This window comes from Streptomyces coacervatus (genome assembly GCF_029223485.1).
GTDB classification, from domain to species: Bacteria; Actinomycetota; Actinomycetes; order Streptomycetales; family Streptomycetaceae; genus Streptomyces; species Streptomyces coacervatus.
In genome coordinates this window covers 15,340-30,856 of record NZ_JARHTP010000011.1, presented here as the reverse complement: position 1 = coordinate 30,856, position 15,517 = coordinate 15,340, and the positions used below count along the sequence as shown (strand labels likewise).

General features: G+C 70.7%; 17 protein-coding genes. 7 read left to right on the top strand and 10 right to left on the bottom strand.

What is annotated here, in order from left to right; genetic code table 11:
- The first annotated feature begins 56 nt into the window (after positions 1–56).
- Entirely contained in the window at positions 57–1,334 is a 1,278-nt protein-coding gene (locus tag P2Q00_RS26345; RefSeq protein ID WP_275775677.1) for a thymidine phosphorylase, read from the top strand.
- A 61-nt stretch (positions 1,335–1,395) separates the two neighbouring features.
- On the opposite strand, the gene P2Q00_RS26340 is transcribed toward P2Q00_RS26345, so the two are convergent.
- On the bottom strand, positions 1,396–2,316 hold the full coding sequence (locus P2Q00_RS26340; protein ID WP_275775242.1) for an AEC family transporter: 921 nt from the start codon (positions 2,314–2,316) through the stop codon (positions 1,396–1,398).
- Between the two features lie 154 nt (positions 2,317–2,470).
- Here P2Q00_RS26340 and P2Q00_RS26335 point away from each other — a divergent pair, with 154 nt between their 5' ends.
- Entirely contained in the window at positions 2,471–2,860 is a 390-nt protein-coding gene (locus P2Q00_RS26335) for an STAS domain-containing protein (protein ID WP_275775240.1), read from the top strand.
- On the opposite strand, the gene P2Q00_RS26330 is transcribed toward P2Q00_RS26335, so the two are convergent.
- Both P2Q00_RS26330 and P2Q00_RS26325 read right to left on the bottom strand, forming a co-directional pair.
- Positions 2,744–3,751 carry a sigma-70 family RNA polymerase sigma factor gene (locus P2Q00_RS26330; RefSeq protein ID WP_275775238.1) on the bottom strand — a complete coding sequence of 336 codons (1,008 nt, stop codon included), beginning with the start codon at positions 3,749–3,751 and terminating at the stop codon, positions 2,744–2,746. The two genes, P2Q00_RS26335 and P2Q00_RS26330, sit on opposite strands and share 117 nt — an antisense overlap.
- A 324-nt stretch (positions 3,752–4,075) precedes the next feature.
- Positions 4,076–5,365, bottom strand: a complete 1,290-nt coding sequence (locus P2Q00_RS26325; protein WP_275775237.1) for an MFS transporter — start codon at positions 5,363–5,365, stop codon at positions 4,076–4,078.
- Positions 5,366–5,428: 63 nt separating this feature from the next.
- Between P2Q00_RS26325 and P2Q00_RS26320 the strand changes: the two genes are divergently transcribed.
- Entirely contained in the window at positions 5,429–6,391 is a 963-nt protein-coding gene (locus P2Q00_RS26320) for a LysR family transcriptional regulator (RefSeq protein ID WP_275775236.1), read from the top strand.
- 87 nt (positions 6,392–6,478) lie between these two features.
- Here the strand turns inward: P2Q00_RS26320 and P2Q00_RS26315 are convergent, their stop codons facing one another.
- The gene (locus tag P2Q00_RS26315) at positions 6,479–7,240 is read right to left on the bottom strand and encodes an alpha/beta hydrolase (protein ID WP_275775235.1); all 762 of its coding nucleotides are present in this window, start codon (positions 7,238–7,240) and stop codon (positions 6,479–6,481) included.
- Between the two features lie 126 nt (positions 7,241–7,366).
- Here P2Q00_RS26315 and P2Q00_RS26310 point away from each other — a divergent pair, with 126 nt between their 5' ends.
- Both P2Q00_RS26310 and P2Q00_RS26305 read left to right on the top strand, forming a co-directional pair.
- Complete coding sequence (locus tag P2Q00_RS26310; RefSeq protein WP_275775234.1) at positions 7,367–8,530, top strand: adenosine deaminase; 1,164 nt, start codon at positions 7,367–7,369, stop codon at positions 8,528–8,530.
- A gap of 140 nt (positions 8,531–8,670) precedes the next feature.
- Positions 8,671–9,012 carry an ATP-binding protein gene (locus P2Q00_RS26305; RefSeq protein WP_275775233.1) on the top strand — a complete coding sequence of 114 codons (342 nt, stop codon included), beginning with the start codon at positions 8,671–8,673 and terminating at the stop codon, positions 9,010–9,012.
- A 75-nt stretch (positions 9,013–9,087) separates the two neighbouring features.
- Here the strand turns inward: P2Q00_RS26305 and P2Q00_RS26300 are convergent, their stop codons facing one another.
- From P2Q00_RS26300 to afsQ1, 5 genes are all read right to left on the bottom strand, one after another.
- Positions 9,088–9,291, bottom strand: a complete 204-nt coding sequence (locus P2Q00_RS26300; protein WP_030929945.1) for a PspC domain-containing protein — start codon at positions 9,289–9,291, stop codon at positions 9,088–9,090.
- Positions 9,292–9,387: 96 nt separating this feature from the next.
- Positions 9,388–9,891, bottom strand: coding sequence for a VanZ family protein (locus P2Q00_RS26295; protein WP_275775231.1), 504 nt, complete (start codon positions 9,889–9,891; stop codon positions 9,388–9,390).
- Positions 9,892–10,132: 241 nt separating this feature from the next.
- On the bottom strand, positions 10,133–10,753 hold the full coding sequence (locus P2Q00_RS26290) for a hypothetical protein (RefSeq protein ID WP_275775230.1): 621 nt from the start codon (positions 10,751–10,753) through the stop codon (positions 10,133–10,135).
- The gene (locus tag P2Q00_RS26285) at positions 10,750–12,333 is read right to left on the bottom strand and encodes an ATP-binding protein (protein ID WP_275775228.1); all 1,584 of its coding nucleotides are present in this window, start codon (positions 12,331–12,333) and stop codon (positions 10,750–10,752) included. Before P2Q00_RS26285 ends, P2Q00_RS26290 begins: the two co-directional genes overlap by 4 nt.
- Positions 12,330–13,007: a two-component system response regulator AfsQ1 gene (afsQ1, locus tag P2Q00_RS26280; RefSeq protein ID WP_046261189.1), complete on the bottom strand. Its 678-nt coding sequence runs from the start codon at positions 13,005–13,007 to the stop codon at positions 12,330–12,332. Before afsQ1 ends, P2Q00_RS26285 begins: the two co-directional genes overlap by 4 nt.
- A 254-nt stretch (positions 13,008–13,261) precedes the next feature.
- On the opposite strand from afsQ1, the gene P2Q00_RS26275 reads away from it, so the two are divergent.
- Entirely contained in the window at positions 13,262–14,014 is a 753-nt protein-coding gene (locus tag P2Q00_RS26275; protein ID WP_275775226.1) for a SigE family RNA polymerase sigma factor, read from the top strand.
- 235 nt (positions 14,015–14,249) lie between these two features.
- Here P2Q00_RS26275 and P2Q00_RS26270 read toward each other — a convergent pair whose 3' ends face one another.
- Positions 14,250–14,885: a uridine kinase family protein gene (locus P2Q00_RS26270; protein ID WP_275775225.1), complete on the bottom strand. Its 636-nt coding sequence runs from the start codon at positions 14,883–14,885 to the stop codon at positions 14,250–14,252.
- A 126-nt stretch (positions 14,886–15,011) separates the two neighbouring features.
- Between P2Q00_RS26270 and P2Q00_RS26265 the strand changes: the two genes are divergently transcribed.
- Complete coding sequence (locus tag P2Q00_RS26265; RefSeq protein ID WP_275775224.1) at positions 15,012–15,413, top strand: hypothetical protein; 402 nt, start codon at positions 15,012–15,014, stop codon at positions 15,411–15,413.
- Positions 15,414–15,517: the final 104 nt, after the last annotated feature.

The following is a 15,517-nucleotide window of genomic DNA, read 5'->3' as shown; positions in this document are numbered from 1 at the left end:
CGGCTCGGAGGGGCCGCACACTTCCATGAACCTCGGAAGGAACGCACGCCATGGCCATGGACGCCATCTCCGTCATCCGCACCAAGCGGGACCGCGGTGAGCTCAGCGACGAGCAGATCGACTGGGTCATCGACGCGTACACCCGCGGGGAGGTCGCCGACGAGCAGATGTCCGCGCTCGCGATGGCCATCCTGCTCAACGGCATGAACCGCCGTGAGATCGCCCGCTGGACGGCCGCGATGATCGCCTCCGGCGAGCGCATGGACTTCGCGTCCCTGTCCCGCCCGACGGCCGACAAGCACTCCACGGGCGGCGTCGGCGACAAGATCACCCTCCCGCTGGCGCCCCTGGTCGCGGCCTGCGGTGCCGCGGTCCCGCAGCTGTCGGGCCGCGGCCTCGGCCACACCGGCGGCACCCTGGACAAGCTGGAGTCGATCCCCGGCTGGCGCGCCCTCCTCTCGAACGAGGAGATGCTGCACGTCCTCGACACCACCGGCGCGGTGATCTGCGCGGCGGGCGACGGCCTCGCCCCGGCGGACAAGAAGCTGTACGCGCTGCGCGACGTCACCGGCACGGTCGAGGCGATCCCGCTGATCGCCTCCTCGATCATGTCGAAGAAGATCGCCGAGGGCACCGGCTCCCTGGTCCTGGACGTAAAGGTGGGCACGGGCGCCTTCATGAAGACCATCGAGGACGCGCGGGAACTTGCCTCGACGATGGTGGGCCTGGGCACCGACCACGGAGTGAAGACGGTCGCCCTGCTGACCGACATGTCGACCCCGCTGGGCCTGACGGCGGGCAACGCCCTGGAGGTCAGGGAATCGGTCGAGGTCCTGGCGGGCGGCGGACCTGCGGACGTGGTCGAGCTGACGATCGCGCTCGCCCGCGAAATGCTGGACGCGGCCGGAGTGAAGGACGCGGACCCGGCGAAGGCCCTCGCCGACGGCTCGGCGATGGACGTCTGGCGCCGGATGATCGCAGCTCAGGGCGGCGACCCGGACGCGGCCCTGCCCACCTCGAAGGAACAGCACGTCATCAAGGCGCCGTCGAGCGGTGTCCTCACCCGCCTCGACGCGTACGACATCGGTGTCGCCGCCTGGCGCCTGGGCGCGGGGCGTGCCCGCAAGGAGGACCCGGTGCAGGCGGGCGCGGGCGTGGAGATGCATGCCAAGCCGGGCGACACGGTGACGGAGGGCCAGCCCCTGCTGACGCTGCACACCGACACCCCCGAGCGCTTCGAGTACGCGCTGCAGGCGGTGCAGGGCTCTTACGACATCGGGGCGGCGGGCACGGCGTTCGCGGCCACGCCGGTGGTGCTGGAGCGTATCGCCTGACGTCCATGAGCGACTGCCAGGGGCCGGTCCTTCGGGGCCGGCCCCTGCGTTCTGGGCGGCTTCAGCCGAGCAGGGCGGCGACGACCACCAGTACCGGCACCGACAACACCGTGGACAGCAGGATCGAGTCCCGCGCCAGCCCTTCGGCCACCCGATAGCGACTCGCGTACGTGTACAGGTTCTGCGCGGCCGGCAGCGCCGACGTCACCACCACGTCCAGCAGGTGGGCGCCGTGCAGCCCGAACACCCCCACCGCCAGCGCCCACGCCGCCACCGGCTGGCCCACCGACTTCAGCGCCACCGACAGGAACACGGGGTGCTTGTCGGCGCCCCGGCCCGGCATCGTGCTGCCGCACAGGGAGATGCCGAAGGCCAGCAGGACCGCCGGGACCGACATGTTGCCGATCAGGGTCAGAGGGTCCATGACGGGGTTCGGGACATGGACGCCTGCCGCCGCGACCGCGACACCGGCGAGGGAGCCGACGGCGATCGGGTTGCGCAGCGGTGTGAGCAGCCGCAGCCACAGCGGTCCCTTCTCGCCCTTGCCGGACAGGTCCAGGATCGTCAGGGCGATCGGTGTGACCGCGATGATCTGGAACAGCAGCACCGGCGCCACCAGCGAGGCGTCGCCCAGCACATACACGGCGATCGGGATGCCGAGGTTGCCCGAGTTGACGTAACTGGAGCACAGGGCGCCGATGGTGGTGCGTCCGACGCCCCAGCCGCGTACGACACCCACCGCGACGAACACTCCCGCCGCCGCTGCCGTGCTCATCGCCGTCACGAGCAGTCGGCTGGAGAAGATCACCGACAGGTCGGCGCGGGCGAGGGTCGTGAAGAGGAGGGCCGGGGACGCCACATGGAAGGCCAGCTTGGTCAGCACCTCACGGCCGTGCTCGCCGAGGTGGCCCTGCCGTCCGATCACATAGCCGACACCGATGACGACCGCGATGACCGCGAAGCCCGTCAGCACTCCCTGCACGGCGCCTCCTCGGCGGGGAGGAGGCCGTCGGGTATCCAGGGAGGCGCTGATACTTGGGGCATACACCCAACCCTCCGGGGGAGGAGGGTGCCGGGTCAACATGATCCCGATCGGCGGACACGCCCGGCAGGCGTGGGGCCCAATCGTCGCCCCGATGAGTTCCGTCCGCCCACCCGGTCTACCGCTCGTGGACCCCATGACGACACCCGCCGTACTCGTGCTCCCCGGCCCCGTCACCCCTGACGAGGCGACCGGGCTGTGTGACGACGTGCGGGCGCTGCTGGAGGCCGGCGGTGCCGGGGTCCTGGTGGTCGACGTCGCCGCGATCGGGCCGCCGGGGCTGGGTGCCGTGGATCTGCTGGCGCGGCTGGAGCTGGCCGCCCGGCGGGCCGGCGGCCGGATCCGCCTCCGCGATCCCGCCCCCTCCCTACACGCCCTCCTCGACCTGGTCGGACTCCGCTTCGAGACGGAGGGACAGGCCGAACAGCGGGAACCAGCGCTCCGTGTCGAGGAAGAAGTGGAACCCCAAGAGCCCGCCGTCTGATATCTCCAGCACCTGCACCGCCCATGCGGTGAAGCCGCCCTGCTCCGGGTCCGGCTTGTACTGGGCGAACCCCGGCAGGCCGTTGACCTGGACCGGCACCAGACGGGAGCCCTCGCAGGCGGAGCCCAGCGTCGTCATGAAGCCGGTGATGTCGTCGTGGCCGGTCAGCCACAGGTCGAACGGCGGCATCGTCATGACGGCGTCCTCGTGCAGCAGCGCCGTCAGCGCGGTCATGTCGTAGCCCTCGAAGGCCGCCACATAGCGGTCCAGGAGCTTCTGCTGCTCCTCGTCCAGCGGGTCGGAGACGGCCGCGGCCGCCGCCTTGTCGCCCTGCTCTCGCTCGGCGAGGGTGGCCCGGGCCCGCTGCAGTGCGCTGTTGACCGACGCGACCGACGTGTCGAGCAGCTCGGCGACCTCGCTCGCCTTCCAGGCCAGGACCTCGCGCAGGATCAGCACCGCGCGCTGCTTGGACGGCAGTTGCTGCAGGGCCGCCATGAAGGCGAGCCGCACGGACTCCTTGGCGACGGCGGCTTCCGCGGGGTCCTCGACGGTCGGCAGGACGCGGGCGTCCGGCATCGGCTCCAGCCAGGTGTTGTCGGGGCGGGGGGAGAGGGCGGCCTGGGCGAGGGGCGTCGAGTCGCTCAGGTCCATCGGGCGGGCGCGCTTGTTGCCGGCGGTCAGCATGTCCAGGCAGACGTTCGTCGCGATGCGGTACAGCCAGGAGCGGAGGCTGGAGCGGCCCTCGAACTTCTCGTAACTGCGCCAGGCGCGGACCATGGTGTCCTGTACCGCGTCCTCCGCCTCGAAGGAGGAGCCGAGCATGCGGTAGCAGTAGCCGGTCAGCTCGACCCGGTGCTTCTCCAGCCTGACGTCGAGGTCCGTTGTCGTCATCGTCCACCCACCCCTGTGGCCGTCTGTGTCGCGCCTTTGCGCCCAGCACCTCGGAAGCTACCGCAGGGGACTGACAATGGCGTCCGGAGCGGGAGAATACGCAGGCCAGAGGCTTTCGCCCCCGCTGCCCCTACCCGTCCCGTCCCTGGGGGCTGCCGCCCCCAGACCCCCGCTTCGGCCTGAACGGCCTCGTCCTCAAACGCCGGACGGGCTGAAAGATCAAGCCCCGGCCGGCGAAAATCAGCCCCTCCGGCGTTTGAGGAGCGGGGGTCCGGGGGCTGGCCCCCGGTACGGGACGGGTAGGGGCGGCGGGGGCGAAAAAGATCAGTGGACCGGCGCCGGGCTGCGCCGCGCAGCGACCCGCGCCGCCCGCGACCCGAGCACCGTGATCGTCACAACCCCCAGCACCGCCAGCAGCCCGACCCCCACCGTCCCGGCCCAACCTCCGGCGTGGAACGCCAGCGCCCCCACCGTGCTCCCCGCACTCGACCCGACGTAGTACGCGGACTGGTACAGCGCCGACGCCTGCGCCCGCCCATGCGTCGCCGTCTTGCTCACCGCCGACGACGCGACCGCATGCCCCGCGAAGAACCCGGCGGTGATCAGCACCAGCCCCAGCAGCACCGGCACGAGAGACCCCGCGAGGGACAGGAGCAGGCCCGACGCCGTCGTACCGCCCGCCAGATACAGGGCCCCACGGCGGCCCAGACGACCCACCAGCCGCCCCGCCGTCGACGCCGACACCGTACCCACCAGATACACCAGGAAGATCGACCCGATGACGCCCTGCGGCAGCGAGAACGGCGCCTCCGTCAGGCGGTAACCGATCACCGTGTACACACCGCCGAACACCGTCATGAACAGCGCACCGATCGCATACAGCCGACGCAGCAGCGGATCGGCGAGATGCTCGCGCACCGTCCGCGCCAGCACCCGTGGCCGCAGCGAGCCGGCCGCGAAGTGCCGCGGCGCCGGCAGCAGCAGCCGGAACGCCACCGCACACGCCACCGCGATCGCCCCGATCACGCCGACCGCGACCCGCCAGCCCCACTCCTGCGCGACCCACCCGGTGATGACCCGGCCGCTCATCCCGCCGACACTGTTGCCCGCCACGAACAGCCCGATCGCCGTGACCAGCGCCTTCGGCCGGACCTCCTCCGCGAGATACGCCGTCGCCGAGGCGGGCAGTCCGGCCAGCGCCGCCCCCTGCAGCGCCCGCAGCACGACCAGCACGCCCAGCGACGGCGCGAACGGGACCACCAGCCCCACCGTCACCGCGACCGCGAGCGAGCCCGTCATCACCGTACGACGCCCGAACCGTTCCGACAGCGCGCTCATCGGAAGGACGAACACCGCCAGACCACCGGTCGCCGCCGCCACCGTCCAGCTCGCCTCACTCGGCGCCACCCCGAACTCGCCCGAGATCAGCGGCAGCAGGGCCTGCGTGGAGTAGAGCAGTGCGAACGTCGCGACCCCCGCGAGGAACAGGGCGAAGCTCATCCGGCGGTAGCCGGGGCCGCCCGGGGCCATACGGGAGTCGGCCATGGAGTCGGAAGCGGAAACGGACGGTACGGCGTCCACGACGGTGGACGCCCCGGTACTGGCGGGAGACATGCCTCGAAGCTACGTACGGTCCCGCTCATCCGTCCAATGCATGGAATCGCCATAATCGTTCCCATGGTGCATCAGCAGAGGTCACAAGCTCACCTGTCACCGTCCAGTGACACAAAAGACACCGAGGACATCGTCTCGCTGCTCGCCCCGCGCCTCGCCCACTTCGCCGGCGTCGCCCGTACCGAGCACGTCACACGCGCCGCCCAGGAGATGCAGGTCCCGCAGTCCACCCTCTCCCGGGCCATGGTCCGGCTCGAACAGGACCTGGGCGTCGACCTCTTCGCCCGCCGTGGCCGCACCGTCTCCCTCACCCCGGCCGGCCGCACCTTCCTCGGCTCCGTCGAACGCGCCCTCGCCGAGATCGGGCGCGCCGCCGACGAGGTCCGCGCCGACGCCGACCCGGCCACCGGCAAGGTCGCCTTCGGCTTCCTGCACACCATGGGCGCGGAGACGGTCCCGGGCCTCATCCAGGCCTTCCGCGTCGACCACCCCCGCGTCCGCTTCAGCCTGGTCCAGAACTACGGCGAGGCGATGTTGGAGAAGCTCCGCGCGGGCGAACTCGACCTCTGCCTGACCTCACCGGTCCCCGACGCCCCCGACCTCGTGGCCCGCCGCCTCGACGAACAGAAACTCCGCCTGGTCGTCCCCGCCGACCACCCTCTCGCGTCCCGCCGCCGCATCCGCCTCGCCGAGGCGGCCGACGAAACCTTCGTCACCCTCGAACCCGGCTACGGCATGCGCCTCATCACGGACGACCTGTGCCGGGAGGCCGGCTTCCGCCCCCGCATCGCCTTCGAGGGCGAGGAGGCGGAGACCCTGAGGGGTCTCGTAGCAGCCGGGCTGGGAGTCGCGCTCCTCCCACCACCGGCCTTCCCCCGCCCGGGAGTTGTGGAACTGACGGTCACGGCCCCAAGAGCGGCAAGGGAAATCGGCGTGGCATGGCTCGACGGCCACCCGGACACACCCCCAGTGGCAGCCTTCAAGAGGTTCCTACTCTCAAGAAGGGGCAACTTGCTCCCTACGTGAGCGGCAGCGCCCTTAAGGGGCGCGGGGAACTGCGCGATCAACCACAACGAACCCGCACCCGCCAACGAACCACGCACCCCAACGGCGCTACCGGCGCAACGACTTGCCAAACCCCGCAGCCAAGGGCATCCGCAACCCCAACGGCGGCGGAGCCGCCAACGCATCCTCCACCGGCCGTGAAAACGAACGCCCGAACAACGCCCCCATCACGAAATCCTCGGCCAACGCCTGCACTTCACTCCGGTACTGATGCAACCCATGACCGTCGGAGTGCACTTCGAACCGGCACACATCCCGGTTCGCCTTCTTCGCCCGCGCCGCCAGCCGGAAGGAGAGCTCGGGGTCGGAGACGTCGTCATTCGTCCCATGAACGATCAGCACCCGCCGCCCCGCCAACTGCTTCACCGGTTCAGGCGAAGCCGCGACGTCCTCCTCCGGCAGCCAAGGGGCCATCGCCAGTACGGAGTTGACGGCCTCGTGTCCACCCGCGCGCAGCGCGGCCCGGGCGCCCATGTCGAGGCCGGCGAGGCAGACAGGGACGTCCCCGTACCGCCGTACGGCTTCGTCCGCGGCCCAGGAGGCGTCCCGTGCCAGATGCGCCTCGCTGCCGTTCCAGCCGCGGTAGCGGTAGTGGACGACATGCGTGGCCAGACCCTCCTCCCGCCCCGCGCGGGCCAGCCGGCGGCCCAGTGCGCGTACGGAGGCGGTCGCCAGCATGGGGGACGGTCTGCGGGCGGATTCCTCGTCGCCGCCGGGGAGCAGCAGAACCACTCCGCTCACCGCCGTCGGCTCCGGGCCGAGTGCCCTCCCCAGCCGGGCCCGTCGAACCGGCGTCGCTTGGTGTGCCATGACAGAACAGTGTCAGAAGGGTGGGTGTACGTGCCTCGTCCTTGCGGTCACCGTTGCGTATCGACGTTACGTATCGGCGCAGTTGTACAGCGGGCGATCTACGCGCGTAGGGGTTAGAGTGCGAAAATGACGAGCCAGACTGCCCCGATGGGGAACACCCCGAGCTCGGACCAGATCCGCCGGGCCCCCAAGGTTCTGCTGCACGACCACCTCGACGGCGGCCTCCGCCCGGGGACGATCGTCGAACTCGCCCGTGAGACGGGCTATGACCGCCTTCCCGAGACGGACCCCGACAAACTGGGTGTCTGGTTCCGGGAGGCCGCCGACTCCGGTTCGCTGGAGCGGTATCTGGAGACCTTCTCGCACACCGTCGGCGTCATGCAGACCCGGGACGCGCTGGTCCGGATCGCCCGCGAGTGCGCCGAGGACCTCGCCGCGGACGGGGTCGTGTACGCCGAGGTGCGGTACGCCCCCGAGCAGCACCTCGAAAAGGGCCTGACCCTCGAAGAGGTCGTCGAGGCCGTCAACGAGGGCTTCCGGGAAGGGGAGCGGCTCGCGCGGGAGAGCGGCCGCCGGATCCGCGTCGGTGCCCTGCTCACCGCCATGCGGCACGCCGCCCGGGCCCTGGAGATCGCCGAACTCGCCAACCGCTACCGGGACTTGGGGGTGGTGGGCTTCGACATCGCCGGTGCCGAGGCCGGTTACCCGCCCACCCGGCACCTCGACGCCTTCGAGTATCTGAAGCGCGAGAACAACCACTTCACCATCCATGCGGGAGAGGCCTTCGGGCTGCCGTCCATCTGGCAGGCCCTGCAGTGGTGCGGCGCCGACCGGCTCGGGCACGGTGTGCGCATCATCGACGACATCCAGGTGCAGGCCGACGGCACGGTGAAGCTCGGCAGGCTCGCCTCGTACGTACGGGACAAGCGGATCCCGCTCGAACTGTGCCCCAGCTCGAATCTCCAGACCGGGGCGGCGGAGTCGTACGCCGAACACCCGATCGGGCTGCTGCGTCGACTGCACTTCCGTGCGACCGTGAATACGGACAATCGACTCATGTCCGGCACAAGTATGAGCCAGGAATTCGAGCACCTTGTCGACGCCTTCGGTTATTCGCTCGACGACATGCAGTGGTTCTCCGTCAATGCGATGAAATCAGCGTTCATTCCTTTCGATGAACGACTGGCGATGATCAATGACGTGATCAAGCCCGGATATGCCGAGCTGAAGTCCGAATGGCTGTTCCAGCAGACCGCTTCCACCAGCGGTTCTGTGCCCTCGGAGGGGTAGGGAAGGGTATTGGGGTGTGTGGAATGCGGACGGGTATTCACAACCCGTCCGCATTTCGATGTTTGCGGCGGGCCGGTGCGCGTGTTTACGGTCGTGGACACCGCTCACATTTCCCCAACCCCATTTCGAGGACGCATTTCATGAAGCAGTCTGCTGCCAAGACCCTCGGTGTCGCCGCTCTCGGTGCCGCCTTCGCCGCCACGGGCGCGGGCGCCGCGAATGCGGCCCCGGCGGTCCCGGACGCCACCGCGGCGCTGGGTTCCGTCACCAGCGCGCTCCCGGCGCAGAACGTCTCCCAGGCGCTGCCGGGTGCCCAGGCGGCGGTGGCCCAGGGCAAGCCCGCCCTCGAACGCGGTCTGTCCTCCGTGCAGCCGTCCGCCCGTGCGATTGCCGACGGCCCGTCCGCGCCGGTCAGCGGGCTGCTCGGCGGCCTGCCGGTGCCCACCCGCGGCCTGCCCGTGAACGGTGTGCCGCTCGGCTGAGCCGCCTCCCGAACGCGCCGATGGGGCGCACCCCTGGGCACGGGGTGTGCCCCATCGGCGTACCTACGAGAAAGCTCACCAGGCGGTGCGGGCCGCCTTCTCCTCCGAGGGCAGCAGGATCCACAGCGCTATGTAGAGCAGGAACTGCGGGCCCGGCAGCAGACAGGAGAGCAGGAAGATCACGCGCATCGTGGTCGCGGAGGTGCCGAAGCGCCGCGCCAGACCGGCGCACACGCCGCCGATCATGCGGCCGTGGGTGGGGCGGACGAGGGCGGACATGTGCGGCTCCTTCGTGAGCGTCGGGGCGAGGCGGCTTCCTTGTGGCTGCCTCATCTGCCTTCCACGCTACGGAGACGAAGGGGGCAAAGCGTCGCTCTACGGTGCGATCCCGACCCTGGGAAACGTCGGGGTTCGACCCTGAAGCGCTTCCTCCTGGCGGACGGCCGCCCGTTCCTTCCGCTCGGACCTGCGGCGGAGCCAGGAGCGGGCCGCGGGGACGACGGCGAGATGGGCGAGGGCCACGCCCACGGTGTTCAGAAGCAGCGAGTCGACGTCCGGGACCCGGCCCGGCACCCCGGTCTGCAGCAGCAGGATGCCCAGGGAGACCAGGGCGCCCGCGGCGACCGTACGGACGAAGGAGGCGAACGGGAAGGCCCAGAGCCTGCCGTGCGCCATCGGGAGCAGTACGCCGAGCGGCGCGAGCAGGCCGACGCCCTCACCGATGCGGCGGGCCGCCTCCGGCCGGCCCAGGGCCAGATCGGCCCGGATGCCGGCGAACGGATGCAGATTGGGGGGCATCACCCAGGGCACATCCAGCGGGCGCAGCGTGAGCCAGGCGACGAACGCGAGGTGTGCGACGAGGAGGACACTCCCTGTCACACGGATACGGATGCGCTCCGAGTGAAGGCCGGTTCGGAGTCCGCGGGCCGTTCGTCGCTGGTCGCGCCCACGCGGCGGAGCCGCAAATGTCGCGGCCCCGCGCCCCTGAAGGGGCGCGGTGGTCCACCGGGCTTCACCGGTTCCGCTTTGACGCTGCACGACCCCCTAGACGCGGCCTGCGGCAGGATCGGTTCCGGCTCGTCCGTACGTACCTGTATGAGGCTTCCGCCACACCGGTACGTCAGCCGCCCGTAACCTCGCTCGACGGCGGCTGCTCGGTGCCGGGGCGGGAGCGGACCTCGTCCGTGCACTCGTAGCGGCGCAGCGGCTCGCGGCCGGGGCCGCCGAGGATGACCGAGCCGTCGCCCTCGGCCGCCGCCGAGTCGGAGAACGTGCACACGACCTGGGCGAGGGCGAAGGACGTGAGGTCACCGGGCGGATTGCTCAGCCGGAGCGTGTCCTCGGGGTCGCCGGAGCGGGGGCCGCTCACGGTCATGCCGCCGCGTACGTCCGTGGTGTACCCGGCCTCCTTCTCGGCGGCCGAAGGCGTCGCCGCGAGCTGGTCGAGCAGCCCCTGTGCCACCAGCACGCGCCGCCGCGAGTCCGGGGTGCCGTCCGGGACCCGTACCGTCCGGTCCACGGCGACCAGCGAGGAGCTGCACAGCAGGAACACCTGCACCGGCAGCCCGCGCGAGGCCTGGGTCGAGACCTCCGGCTCGCCCAGCGAGCACTGCACCCGGGAGGGCGCCGCCCCGAAGTCCGTGGGCACCTCGGTGGACCGGATGCCGCACCCGGTGAGCAGCGTGGCCAGGACGGCAGGGACGGCAAGGACGCGGAGCGCCTGCAGGCGTCGTACGGTCATGAGGCGTTCCCGTTCTTCCCCGTGTCCTTCTCGGACTCCTCCGTCAGCGCCGACGCGTCCCGCGGCAGCCGCAGTGTGAACACCGCACCCCCGTCGGGGGAGTTGGCGGCGGTGATCTCGCCGCCGTGGATGTGGGCGTTCTCCAGGGCGATGGACAGGCCCAGTCCGCTGCCCTCGGAGCGCGGGCGGGAGGCGCTCGCCTTGTAGAAGCGGTCGAAGACGTGCGGCAGGACGTCCTCGGGGATGCCGGGCCCGTGGTCGCGTACGGCGATGACGATCTCGGCACCCTCCCCGCTCTCCGCGTCCGACAGCCGCACCGACACCCGCACCGGCGACCCGCCGTGCTTGAGCGCGTTGCCGATCAGATTGGCGAGTATCACGTCGAGGCGGCGTGGGTCGACGCGGGCGTGGATGCCGCGCTCGGCGTCCAGGTCCACGGCGTCCAGCCAGGCTCGTGCGTCGATGCAGGCGGTGATCTGGTCGGCGAGGTCGACGTCGTCCAGGACCAGCCGGGCGGTGCCCGCGTCGAAGCGGGTGACCTCCATGAGGTTCTCGACAAGGTCGTTGAGCCGCCGGGTCTCGCTGACGACGAGCCGTACGGCGGGCTCGATCATCGGGTCCATCGACCCGGACTCCGCCTCCAGCTCCTCCTCCAGGATCTCGGTCACGGCGGTGATCGCGGTGAGCGGCGTACGGAGTTCATGGCTCATGTCGGCGACGAAGCGCCGGGACGCCTCGTCCCGCGCGGCCATGTCCTCGACCCGTTTCTCCAGCGCCTCGGCCGCGTCGTTGAACGTCCGTGACAGATCGGCGAGTTCATCGGTCCCCGACACCCTCAGCCGGGTGTCCAGCTTGCCCTCGCCGAGCCTGCGCGCGGCGACCCCGAGCCGCTGCACCGGCTTCAGCACGGTCGAGGCGGCGGCCTGTGCGAGCAGCGCCGAGCCGACCAGCGCGAGCCCGGTGGCGATCCCCAGCGACCAGGCCAGCGAGTTGAGGTCCTTGGCCTCCGGCTCCAGCGACTTGAGCATGTAGCCGGTCGCCGCGCCGTCGATCACCCTCGTACCGGCCACCAGATAGGGCGTGCCGTGGTCGACGACGCGCTGCCAGTACAGGTGGTACGCGTACTTGTTGCCGGAGGTGATGTCCTGCTGCTTGTTCACCGCCGTGCGCAGCGACTTGGGCACGTCCTGCAGCGAGAAGCCGTCGAGCCCGCCCGAACTGCCGTACACCGTCTTGCCGGCGGGGTCCTGGGCGACCAGCAGCACGCTGAAGCGCTGGCTGCTGTTCGCCATCTGGCCCGCCGTGTGCTGCAGTTCGTCCTGCGAGGGGTGCGCGGGCAGGGTGCCCGCCCGGGTCTGCATCGCCTGCCGGAAGTCGCCCAGCACCGCGTCCTGGGTGCGGGTGAGCACGGCCTCGCGGTTGAGCCAGTACGCGATCCCGGACGCGGACACGGCGGCGGTCAGCGCCACCAGCCCGAAGACGACGACCAGGCGCAGCCGCAGACTGGTGAAGCGCAGCCGTGAAAGATGTCCCTTGCGGGCCGCGGCCCAGCCGCGAACCCCCCCTTGCGCTTCGGTCACTGAGGCGTATCCAGCCGGTAGCCCACGCCACGCACGGTACGGATCAGCGTCGGGGACGACGGCACGTCCTCGACCTTGGCGCGCAGCCGCTGCACGCATGCGTCCACCAGCCGGGAGTCGCCGAGGTAGTCGTGCTCCCAGACCAGCCGCAGCAGCTGCTGCCGGGACAGCGCCTGACCGGGCCGCCGGCTGAGTTCCAGGAGCAGCCTGAGCTCGGTGGGCGTGAGCTGCAGGTCCTCGCCGTTCTTGGTCACGGTCATGGCGGCGCGGTCGATGACGAGGCTGCCGAAGCTCGCCGCGTCGGTCGACTCCCGCTCGCCGCGCCGCAGTACGGCCCGGATCCGGGCGTCCAGCACCCGCCCCTGGATCGGCTTGACCACATAGTCGTCCGCGCCGGACTCCAGCCCGACGACGATGTCGATGTCGTCGCTGCGCGCGGTCAGCAGAATGATCGGCAACTGGTCCGTGCGCCGGATGCGCCGGCACACCTCGAACCCGTCGATGCCGGGCAGCATCACATCCAGCACGATCAGGTCCGGCCGCTGCTCCCGCAGGAGCTTCAGACCGTCCTCTCCGGTGGCAGCGGTGGCAACCCGGTGTCCCTGGCGCGTAAGAGACAGCTCCAGGGCCGTACGGATGGCGTCGTCGTCCTCGATCAGCAACAGGGAAGGCACGCGCTCATTCTGGCCCATGGTGGGTCGGGGTTTCGACTCCTGCTGCGGACCTGTCCGCCAGCGTGCTCATAGCGCTCTTCTCTGTGACCGCGCTGTGTCCCGTATGCGACCGACCCCTGTGACAGGTCTGTGACAGTCGGCGGACACGGCCATGAAGGTGCGAGGGCAAGCTTTTCGGCACAGGCAAGGAAGCACCGCAGAGATACACCGCCTGAGCAAGCCGAACACCGGAAGTCCACGACGGGGGGCGCGAGATGAACATGCTGCACAGCACGAGCACCAGCGCAGTGATCACGCGCCTGCACGACGTGAACGGGGGCCGGGGTTCCGAGAAGTCCGGTGCCGTGAACGGGCGGGGGTGCGCTCGCGGCACCGGACGTCAGCACACCGCGTACATGACGGTGGTTGACACCTTCACGGGGATCACGGGGGATCCGCACGGGGGAAGCGCGTACAGGGAGGACACGGGGGAAGGCCGCTCGCTGTCGGAGGCGGAGTTCACCGCCTACGTCCAGGAGCGCCGAGCCTCCCTGTACGCCACCGCCTACCACCTGACCGGTGACCGCTTCGAGGCCGAGGACCTGCTGCAGAGCGCGCTGTTCTCGACGTACAAGGCGTGGGACCGGATCAGCGACAAGGCCGCGGTCGGGGGCTACCTCCGCCGCACCATGACGAACCTGCACATCAGCGCGTGGCGCCGCCGCAAGCTGAACGAATACCCGACCGAGGAACTGCCGGAGACGCCCGGCGACACGGACGCGATGCGCGGCACCGAACTGCGTGCGGTCCTGTGGCAGGCGCTCGCCCGGCTCCCCGAACTCCAGCGCACCATGCTGGTCCTTCGCTACTACGAGGGCCGCACGGACCCGGAGATCGCGGAGATCCTCGACATCAGTGTCGGCACGGTGAAGTCCAGCATCTGGCGGTCGCTCCGCCGGCTGCGCGAGGACGAGGTCCTCAGCTTCGGCCGTGACGAGGAGGACGCCTTCGGGGAGCTCGTCGCCTGAGGGTTGGGGGGAAGCAAGTAACGGGGGAAGCACGGGGGAGCGGTAACCGAGGGGGGACCAACGGGGGAAGTACCACGGGGTAACGGGGGAGAGCGGGGCTGGAGGGCCGGGGGGTCCGTCCAGTCCCGCTTGCCCCTTTTTGCGCCTAAACCGGCGCCGCTCTCGCGGACCTGGTTGCTCGCCGTCGTGGTTCCTCAATCAATGGTTGCGGTGCTCTTCGCTGTCATATGCGGGCTCAGTTGGTAGGTGCGGCGGCCGGGCGGCGGCCCACCGCGGCCGCGGCCAGGCGGCCCAGGGCCTCGTCCCGGTTGCAGGCGTGGGCGCCCAGGGCGGTCTGGCGGGCGATGATCGAGCGTTCCTGGCGCATCAGGCGCCAGCCGCGGCGGAGCAGGAACGGGACCGACTTGCGGCCCTCCTTGAGGTCGCGCAGAAAGCGGCGGCGGAAGGTGCGGACCGGGCCGCGGTTCAGGCACAGGGCGTCGGCCAGCAGCCCCAACTCCCGGCAGCGCTCGACGATCTCGGCCGCGAAGATGCCCTCCGCTATGAACAGCGGCGTCCGCCCGATGTCGACGGTCTCCTCGCCCGTGCGGGCGGAGCGGGAGATGTCGTAGACCGGGACGTTCGTACGGCCCGTGCGGCACAGCTCGGCGATCGCGGCCACGGCGACGTCCGTGTCCCAGGAGTCCGGGTGGTCCCAGTCGATGTCGGAGCTTCCCGCCACCAGCGGCAGCGTCGGGTCCTCGCCCTCCTTGTAGAAGTCGTCGAGGCGCAGCACGGGGAGGCCGGAGCGGGCGGCGACAAGGGACTTGCCCGAGCCCGAGGGGCCGCAGAGCAGCACAACACGGGCGGGGGAGGGGAGATGGATGCTCACGGGACACCAGTTTGACGTATTCCGTACGCGTTGCCGACCCCGCGGGTCGGCTTTGGAGTGCGCATCACATCTCAACTACCCTTCGTGTCGACCTGATTACTCAGCGAATCCAAGGTGACTACTGCAATGGCACGACACGCTTCCCCCGCCAAGCCCCACGCCCAGCGCGCCCTGATCGCCCTCGCCACCGTCTCGGCGGCACTGGGCGCAAGCGCGGCGACCGCGTCCGCGGACTCCACCGCCGCCGTGAAGGTGCCCGTGTCGCCGGTCGCCGCGGCCAACGCGCTCAGCAAGCTCGACCCGCAGAAGAGCCTGCAGGCGCCGACCGGCCAGGTGCGGTCCGTCACCGGCTCCGTCCAGGGCCTGAATCGCAACGCCCTCACCCGCAACACCGTCGCCCCGATGGACAACCCTCACATCGCCGGCCCGCTCTCGGGTCTGACCGGCCTCGCCGAGGAGAGCCCGGTCGGTACGGTTCCGGCGGCGCTGGGGACGGCCGCAATGCTGCTGGGCGGCCACCTGGTCTGAGCCGGACCGCCGGGCCGCCGGCGGACGAGTGAGAGCCGCGTCTTCCCCGGACGGAGGGAGGACGCGGCTCTCGGTCTGCAGGGCCGGTCAGCCAGTACTTCCAG

What these genes read in the sequence shown, in the direction of transcription:
- P2Q00_RS26315 (WP_275775235.1), bottom strand. Translation starts at nt 7,240, where the DNA reads ATGGCACACCAAGCGACGCCGGTTCGACGGGCCCGGCTGGGGAGGGCA.
- P2Q00_RS26300 (WP_030929945.1), bottom strand. Translation starts at nt 9,291, where the DNA reads ATGTCCGCCCTCGTCCGCCCCACCCACGGCCGCATGATCGGCGGCGTG.
- P2Q00_RS26345 (WP_275775677.1), top strand. Translation starts at nt 57, where the DNA reads ATGGACGCCATCTCCGTCATCCGCACCAAGCGGGACCGCGGTGAGCTC.
- P2Q00_RS26320 (WP_275775236.1), top strand. Translation starts at nt 5,429, where the DNA reads ATGGTGCATCAGCAGAGGTCACAAGCTCACCTGTCACCGTCCAGTGAC.
- P2Q00_RS26325 (WP_275775237.1), bottom strand. Translation starts at nt 5,365, where the DNA reads ATGTCTCCCGCCAGTACCGGGGCGTCCACCGTCGTGGACGCCGTACCG.
- P2Q00_RS26335 (WP_275775240.1), top strand. Translation starts at nt 2,471, where the DNA reads ATGAGTTCCGTCCGCCCACCCGGTCTACCGCTCGTGGACCCCATGACG.
- P2Q00_RS26275 (WP_275775226.1), top strand. Translation starts at nt 13,262, where the DNA reads ATGAACATGCTGCACAGCACGAGCACCAGCGCAGTGATCACGCGCCTG.
- P2Q00_RS26305 (WP_275775233.1), top strand. Translation starts at nt 8,671, where the DNA reads ATGAAGCAGTCTGCTGCCAAGACCCTCGGTGTCGCCGCTCTCGGTGCC.
- P2Q00_RS26265 (WP_275775224.1), top strand. Translation starts at nt 15,012, where the DNA reads ATGGCACGACACGCTTCCCCCGCCAAGCCCCACGCCCAGCGCGCCCTG.
- P2Q00_RS26290 (WP_275775230.1), bottom strand. Translation starts at nt 10,753, where the DNA reads ATGACCGTACGACGCCTGCAGGCGCTCCGCGTCCTTGCCGTCCCTGCC.
- P2Q00_RS26330 (WP_275775238.1), bottom strand. Translation starts at nt 3,751, where the DNA reads ATGACGACAACGGACCTCGACGTCAGGCTGGAGAAGCACCGGGTCGAG.
- P2Q00_RS26310 (WP_275775234.1), top strand. Translation starts at nt 7,367, where the DNA reads ATGACGAGCCAGACTGCCCCGATGGGGAACACCCCGAGCTCGGACCAG.